This is a genomic window from Vibrio sp. vnigr-6D03, from assembly GCF_002835515.1.
Classification (GTDB): Bacteria; Pseudomonadota; Gammaproteobacteria; order Enterobacterales; family Vibrionaceae; genus Vibrio; species Vibrio penaeicida.
Genome location: NZ_PIZL01000046.1, coordinates 175,133 through 182,772, shown reverse-complemented (window position 1 = coordinate 182,772; position 7,640 = coordinate 175,133). Strand labels below are relative to the sequence as shown.

Sequence of the window (7,640 nt, the reverse complement as noted above, 5' to 3'; positions counted from 1 at the left end):
GTCTGAATTAGTACAGCTTATGCATTTATGATACTAACTCTATTGTTTAGCTCTATAAGTTTATAGTTAAAAGATAATGCAGAAACGTGCTAATTCAAATATTAGTCTTCGTCACAGTAATATATCCAATCGTATAAGCCTGATGGTTTACCTTCTTCAAAAAATACCTTTGTAATGGAAACTAAATCATTCCAATTCCTACAAATTTGAAAATCGGACCAATACTCACCAGCTATATCAACCTTTGAACCATTTACTTCGGAGGCTTTAAATATATATTCTTCATCTTCATCGATAAAGATCCCGACATGGTAATTTCCCGGCTTCGCTAAAATAGCCATATGGGTAGATTCATTTTCGGGCCCAATTAAAGAAAGAAACTCAACTTTTCCCTCTTCTATATTTTTAAGATGTGTGAAGACCTCATCCCAACTAGGTGCATCAAAATACTGTTTTTTGGAATCTCCAATCATCCTGACTGATATTGCGTCCACATAAGAAACTAATTCGGCCATCTCAGCCCCCCTTTTTTTGTAGGTTTAAAGTCTTCAGGACCATCAAATACAACAGTATTTGATGGCTGACGAACTTCTAGACGTTGTAGCTCGAGCTGCTTTGACATCTTTTTCAAATCTGACTGACAAAATGAGCATGCATCCTTACCATGAATTGTAAGTACAGCTTCTCCTCCACGATTTCCTTCTGAGTATGATTGGGCAAGAGCTCCAATCTCTGCATGAGCATCTGAAGTGGTATTATTCGGCTTACCAGCTAATGCTCTTTTTTCACTATATATAGGTAAAGGTACGTTTGTTGCATTTGCAACATTCCTAGCTGTTTGGTTAGTATCGTAGAATACCTTTCCATTGTGCTCTAACACTGCTTCAACTTGTAAATTGGATTCGTTTACTTCGTGGGTTCTCCTTAACTTAGCCAAACCTTCTGGAGTATTCGGGTTTGTAACACTTTCAGTTAGCTTTTCAAGCTTATCTAACTTAGGTGTAACATTCAATGCTACATCCGTTGTTTTTGCAGTAGAAACAATACCTTTAGTATCACTGGCTGTATCAGCTAAATCTATAGCTTTATTAGCATATTTAGCCGCAGTTGCACCTTGCCCTACTATTGGAATCGCTGAAGTTAATGATAAGCCAGCGTTAAGTTTGTCTCCTTGAAGAGCATATAACCCAGCATTTAACCCATCAGCAAAAATCCCCACTGCTGGAATAAGTCCGAGACCATCAAGGGCAATATGAATAGCTTCTATCGCTGCATCAGTATTGGCATGTGAGTTTGTTGTATGAAGCTGATATGTTGGATTGTTTACCTTAGAAGTTGAAAGCAGATTACCCGACCCCATAGCATACACGACTCGTTTTTCTGGCTGTGAATCCGCTTCCCCAGCTTTTACTGCCGCATCTGGCTCTTCGCAACACAAACCTGATGGGTCTATCCACATGACTGGGTTGGGAGCATATTGGTAGTGATTGATTCCGCCAAGCAAGCCGATTGGGTCGGGTTGGATAAAGCGACCTGTGAGTGGGTCGTAGTATCTAGCTAGGTTGTAATGTAGCCCAGATTCTTGGTCGAAGTATTGCCCTTGGAAGCGGATTGGGTTCGCGACCTCTTCTACCTCAATGGATGCCTGCCCTTGTGGATTGTAGCTGGCTTGCCATACCACTTTGCCATTTAAATCGACCATTCGGATTGGGGTGCCTAAGTGGTCGTTTTGGTAGAAGTAGCATTGTTCATCCATCACCAGCATTAACGGCGCGTGGCTATTGGGTTGATAGAGGTACCAACGGTAGCTGCTCTGTGTGACTTCACCAATCAGTTTACTGCCTTGCCAGATAAACTGGGTGACGCCCGTTTCTGTCGTCTTTTTGCTTCGGCGACCTAGCGCATCGTATTCGTAGTGGGCAAGCTTCCCATTGTGGTTGACGGTCACCAGTTGATTCAGCGCGTTAAACTCACGCCTTTGCAAGTGGTCGCCACCTGCTACTTTTATTTGATTTCCTTGGTCGTCGTAGTGATAACGCAGACCTTCGAATTCCAGTATGCGGTCTTGCTCCACAGCGATGTCATCGCCCACAGGATTGCCAAAACTATCGAATTGATACTTATATACATCGTCGGGTGTTTTAACACGGGTCAGTTGAGTCAGCTTGTCGTAATGAAAATGGGTATGCCCTAGTTCATTGTCGACATAGCTAGCGAGGTTATGAGCTACATCGTAGCGGTATTGTCGGCTACGAGTGCCCCACTCCTGAGATTTAAGCCGCCCGATGCCATCGTACGCTCTGGTCTCGTTGAGATTATCGCCATAATTGAGAGAAGCCAACCGACCCATTTGGTCATATTGAATTTCGATGTTTGACGAGAACGCTACATCTCGGCTTTGGGCAGCACGAGCAATTGTGGTTAAGCGACCAAACTCATCGTAGCCAAAGTGCAGAAACTCACCGCTCGGTAACTCAAGCGCTTCACAAAGCCCTTTGCCATTGTATTGATACCTTACACAGGCAGTCGATTGCCATTCAGCGGTAAGGAGACCTCGCTCGTTATATTCAAAAGCTAGGCTCGTCGATTCATTTGATGCATGAAGAAGTTTACCTCCATGGCTATGCTGAAAATGACACTCATTGAAAGTATGCCCTGCTTTGGCTTTGAGCGACGCAATGTCACCATGGGCATTGTAGGTGATTTTTACAGCTCGATTGCCCGATTGTAATTCACTGATGCGACCAGAAACATCGTACTGGTAGTGCTGCTTTATCCCATCAAACCCTTGCGCTTGAGTTAACAATCCATCCGGTGACAACTCTAAGCGATAGTCTAGGTTATCACTTCGATGAATGGATTTGAGGTTGCGCTCTCCATCGTATTGAAAGTACAGCCCACTGCCATCACTGCGGTTTAGCCCTTCTGGTTGAGAAAGCTCTCCCCATTCAAACCCTGTTAAGCCACTTGGCGTTTGAATGGCTGTAATACGTCCTGCATTGTCGTAAGAATACGAATGTTCACGGCATACGCTTTTATCAAAATCGTGAAAAGTGCGCTGACGAATTAACTGACCTTTGTCATTCTGTTCTAAAGTGACAAACATCCCATCAGGGTATGCCATCCCGTTGATTTGATTAGATTGGTTGTGGCTGTATCGAATTAACGTGCCGTTCGTTTGTAAGCCCTGAAGTTGATTCTGTTCGTTCCACCACCAGCGCTCACGATTTCCATTTGATTGTGTTCGCTCTATCAAGCGACCTTTTTTGTCATAGTGATATTGGCTGGAGGTTTGGCTTTCATCAGCACTAGAAACGAGCTGACCAAGGCTGTTGAACTTGCGACGACTTGTTTGCCCGTCTGGCGTAACTATCGCTTCTGGTCTGCCTGATTCGTCGTAACGATACTGGGTAACAGCACCACTGCTACGTCGCTTCACTGCTAGCTGACCAAACTTGTTGTAAAAATGCTCAGTGAAGGTTCCATCAGGTTGAATTTCTTTGGCGAGCCGCCCTAACTCATCGTATTGCCATTCTTGAATACGCCCTTCTGGGCTGGTTTTCTTTAACAACTTACCATTATTATCGTGATTGAAAAGCCAGCGATTGCCTAAAGTATCGATGTAGCTGGATTCGCCATCGCCAAAGACAAAACGGTAGTCATAGGTATTATTGTCTCCGTAGTTTCGAATGCACTTGGCATTTTTCCCATCACCTTGCCATTCAAAGTAATGAGTGAACCCACTTGAACGCTTTCTTGTGAGAAGCAATGCATCATTACGGTAAGTATAGGTTTCAACTAGCCCAGACTGATTGCTAGCGGACGTTAGCTCCCCTTCTTCGACAGTATATTCTACAACGAGAACTTCGGTATTCGGACACCTTAGACCAATAAGCTGCCCTTCTTTATCGTATTGACAATACAAAGCAAGAACACTGTTTGAATGCAATTCAATCAGCCTCCCATTAGAAGAATACTTTAGATCAATTTGCTTAAGCGTAATATCCCGTATTTGAATCAGTTTCCATACGTCATTCAATAGGAAGAACTTGTATTGCGTTCCATCTGATAGCGTGACAATTCTGTAACCATTCGCATGATGTAAGCAAGAGGCACCTGCTCGTATCTGGTAACTGATAGCCCCTTTGCCTACAGGTAAGAACTCGATGGTATCGCCAAGATCATCGACAAAGCGCCAGCTTTCTACATTTTCTTCTTCATCTCTAATTTCTAAGAAGTCAAAACAATAACTATGCCGCCAACCAAGCCCCATCCCCTGGTCTTGCGGGCAAAGTGAAGAACGGTAATGGCGTACCCATTTCAAACCTTCTAGGTTTGTAAAGTCCTCAAGAGATAAGAGCTCTTCACCTGTCACCATTGAAACTGGGTCACCGCCCGTTTCGTGTTCTTTGGCACTCACAGGCGTCTCACTGTCGGATGAAGCACTTTCATTTTCTTGTGCCTCTTCCGATTTTCCATCTGAAGGCGCTTTTTCTTCTTTTGCTGCCTCTTCATATACGACTTCTTCAAGCTCAGGGCTAGAAAGAGAAGGGCTCGACACTTCGACGAAGCAAAACAGCTTTCCGTTAGCCAATGAGTTGGCTAACGCTTGAATTTGGGCATTTTGGCGCTCAAACACCTTAAGTGGTGCTGAAGTGTTCGTCGCACTAAAGGTAGATAATTGACTAAGCAAAGCCAAAGACTGTGAATCTGATTTTGCAAACAAGAAATGTGCAAAATTTAACGCTTCACGTTCGTCTTGGAACGACTTTAATTTCCCTTTTCCTTGCTTGGAGTTGGAAAAAGTATAAAGCTCAGATCCGCGTCGAATCGATTTACTGAAGTTATCCTTAATCATTAATTGCTAGCTCTTTATACACGCCATGTAAGTGCTGCTGCCGCCCTAAACTTGTTGTTAGACACATCAAGTTGAAAACAGTGAAAGCCATCCACCGGATTTGTTCTTTGCTCACGCTCTAGTTGGAGAATTTTCCAAAGACCGCTATTAGCCCCTAAATCACCGACTTCTGTTTCAGTGAAAGAATACTCGCTCTGTTCGTTCACATATTTGTGAATATGATGAATTTCGTTACTCCATTCTTCGACGACATTCTCTGGTGCACCAAACGGGAGGCAGATCTTTGTAAACGAAGTGCGAGCCGACTTTGCTCCAGCTCTCATGAGAAAACGAATACTGTCGCCACATTGTTTATCCAACGTCGATGCATCAATTTGTCCCCATTCAAAAACAAGGCCGTCTTTTGAGCTAACGGCTTTGACGAGGAAAAAACTGTCATTAATCGAGATTTCCGGCTCTGCCACTTCATCTTGAGTACAAAACGCCGAAGATGAATCTATGCCTAGCAACCAAACCCCTGAATCAGAGTACTGCTGAATTAACTTATCGAGTTTGACCAATGACATCAGAAACGAAGCTCGTCCATACGTATAAATCAACTTAGGCATAGAACTTCTTAATGGGTAAAAGTACTTTTTCAGTTCCTGATACAAAGGAGTGAAATCATCTGACGTTTGTTTTTCTGGCAAAAAAATAATACAAGGAGCAGGTTCAGATACCTTCTCCAAGTCTGTACGACACCTGTTAACAATACCGCAAAGCCGAGAAACTAAGCTTTCTGATTGACTTGAGATCATTCGGTTCGCAGGACCCGAAACATGCTGCGAACTCTCCATATTCATTTCGTACTTCGATGTTTTCATCAAAACACTGTTTAAATTTTGGTGACCAGCTTTCAGTGATGCCGGTCTAAGCGTAAAAGGCATTCGTATTCCAATTAAAATGAAGCCTTCACTCTCTTGCTAAACTAGTTGAGAGCGATCTTCCCTGCTTTTAAATCAATAGCCGACCCATTTATTGCAATTTGATTGCCTTTAATATTGATTTCGCCAGAGCTAGACATCGTTATCGATGCACCTCCAACTTTAATCTCAATATTCTTACCTGCGCTCAGGGATAATACCTCTCCTACGTCGATACTGAGGTTTTTCCCTACGTTATGCGCTTCATTGTTATTCACCGTTTCAACTTTGTCTTTTTCCACCAAGATATCGGCACTGTCTTCAACAACAGACTGAAAGTCTTTTTGTGAATGTAGGTAAACCAACTCTTTTCCTGGCTTATCATCAAATCTCAATTCATTAAAATCACTCGCACCACCTTTTACACTTCGGCTCTTAATGCCACTTTGCGTTTTTTTATCTGGAAGTGCATATGGGGTTGCATTGGCACCGTTATACAGCGCCCCCATAACAATAGGTTGGTCAGGATCTCCGTTAATAAATTCAACGATTACCTCCTGCCCTACACGAGGAATAAATGTACTGCCCCAACCGTTTCCGGCACTTTGCTGGGCAACACGGATCCAACAAGAGCTTTGTGCATCTCGCTTACCTTCACGATCCCAATGAAACTGAACCTTGATTCGACCATGTTTATCTACATGAATATCGCCTTCAGAAGGTCCTGTAACTATGGCCGTCTGGATACCTTGAACTCTCGGCTTTCCTAGAGGAATGGATGGTCTAAAGAGCTTTTTAACATCCATACAATAGAACTGAATTTCAACGCCCTGTGCAGAGTTACCATGGCTGCCAGTCTGATTAAAAACAGAAGCATTTATGGACACATGAGAAAGAACAAACTCTTTACCAACAAAGGCTTTATCTTCGTGATCTTCAAATTTGAATGTTTGCCCTGTAGTAAATGTGCGACAACTTGAGTTACCAGAAAAGACTTGGCTTTCTCTTTGCAACGACTCAAGGATATGTTGATTGCGAAACGCATACTTATCGGCAGTTTCTTCTTCACCCATGTACTCGTAATATTCACTCATGGGGGGAGTGTAAGACACAGGCTTCATTAATACATTGTGGCTCGGTAAACTATTTGGTTTGAGCATATCGAAGCCAGATAAACAGCTTGCTTTAGTCGTAATGGTTTGTGTTTCTTGCCAAGAAGATATGTGAGCTTGTTCTGAGCTCCCTGTAGTATGAATAACTTCAGCTTCGGTACTCGGTTGGTAAAAGCTCAAGTCATCAAATAGCTCTAACTTGTGACCCGATTCCTCATGAAGAAAGCTAAAACCAATCCCCTCTTCAGCCAAAAGTCTTAATATAAAATCGAGATCAGTTTCGTTATATTGAACTTTAAATGTGTACTTCGAGTATGACTTATTGAGCTTTAAATTAAACTCAACAGCATGTTCCCCCAATAATAAAGATACAATTTCTTTAATATCTTTATTTTGGAAAATTCGGTTATTTTTCCGATAAGAACAAAGTGCTAACCTAGGCTGAATTGTCAGCTCAATGTCTTTATAATTTTCACCGTCATTACTCGAAGATACTCGGCTACCTAAAATACGGGCACTAGTAACAACACCGTGGAAATATCTAGGCGTATCTGTTACTGCTATAGAGTTGTCCATAAGAATGACAGCTGGCTTACCAATTATTTGGCTAAGTTCACCTTGAGTGCCGTTAAAATAGGCTAAAGCTTGTAGTGAGAAAAGTTCTGAAAGCCCTTCATAATATTGAAAGCTATTCAGAATTATTGTGTCATACCCAAATGCGGTGGATATTTTTATAAAATTATTACTTTGTGTCGCTTTTTTCATTAC

The 7,640-nt window shown here is 42.4% G+C and carries 4 protein-coding genes; all 4 read right to left on the bottom strand.

The genetic code is table 11. The features are described from left to right. Positions 1–101: 101 nt before the first annotated feature. From CW749_RS26135 to tssI, 4 genes are read right to left on the bottom strand one after another with little or no spacing between them, the layout of a single operon-like run. On the bottom strand, positions 102–515 hold the full coding sequence (locus CW749_RS26135) for a hypothetical protein (RefSeq protein WP_101115397.1): 414 nt from the start codon (positions 513–515) through the stop codon (positions 102–104). Beyond that, positions 503–4,858: an RHS repeat-associated core domain-containing protein gene (locus tag CW749_RS26130; RefSeq protein ID WP_101115396.1), complete on the bottom strand. Its 4,356-nt coding sequence runs from the start codon at positions 4,856–4,858 to the stop codon at positions 503–505. Before CW749_RS26130 ends, CW749_RS26135 begins: the two co-directional genes overlap by 13 nt. A gap of 14 nt (positions 4,859–4,872) precedes the next feature. Then, positions 4,873–5,784, bottom strand: a complete 912-nt coding sequence (locus CW749_RS26125) for a hypothetical protein (protein WP_101115395.1) — start codon at positions 5,782–5,784, stop codon at positions 4,873–4,875. 41 nt (positions 5,785–5,825) lie between these two features. Next, positions 5,826–7,637, bottom strand: coding sequence for a type VI secretion system tip protein TssI/VgrG (gene tssI, locus CW749_RS26120; RefSeq protein WP_101115394.1), 1,812 nt, complete (start codon positions 7,635–7,637; stop codon positions 5,826–5,828). Positions 7,638–7,640 lie beyond the last annotated feature (3 nt).

Bases quoted from the DNA above. Each gene is read 5' to 3' on its own strand.
- CW749_RS26135 (WP_101115397.1), bottom strand. From the start codon at position 515: ATGGCCGAATTAGTTTCTTATGTGGACGCAATATCAGTCAGGATGATT.
- CW749_RS26130 (WP_101115396.1), bottom strand. From the start codon at position 4,858: ATGATTAAGGATAACTTCAGTAAATCGATTCGACGCGGATCTGAGCTT.
- CW749_RS26125 (WP_101115395.1), bottom strand. From the start codon at position 5,784: ATGCCTTTTACGCTTAGACCGGCATCACTGAAAGCTGGTCACCAAAAT.
- tssI (WP_101115394.1), bottom strand. From the start codon at position 7,637: ATGAAAAAAGCGACACAAAGTAATAATTTTATAAAAATATCCACCGCA.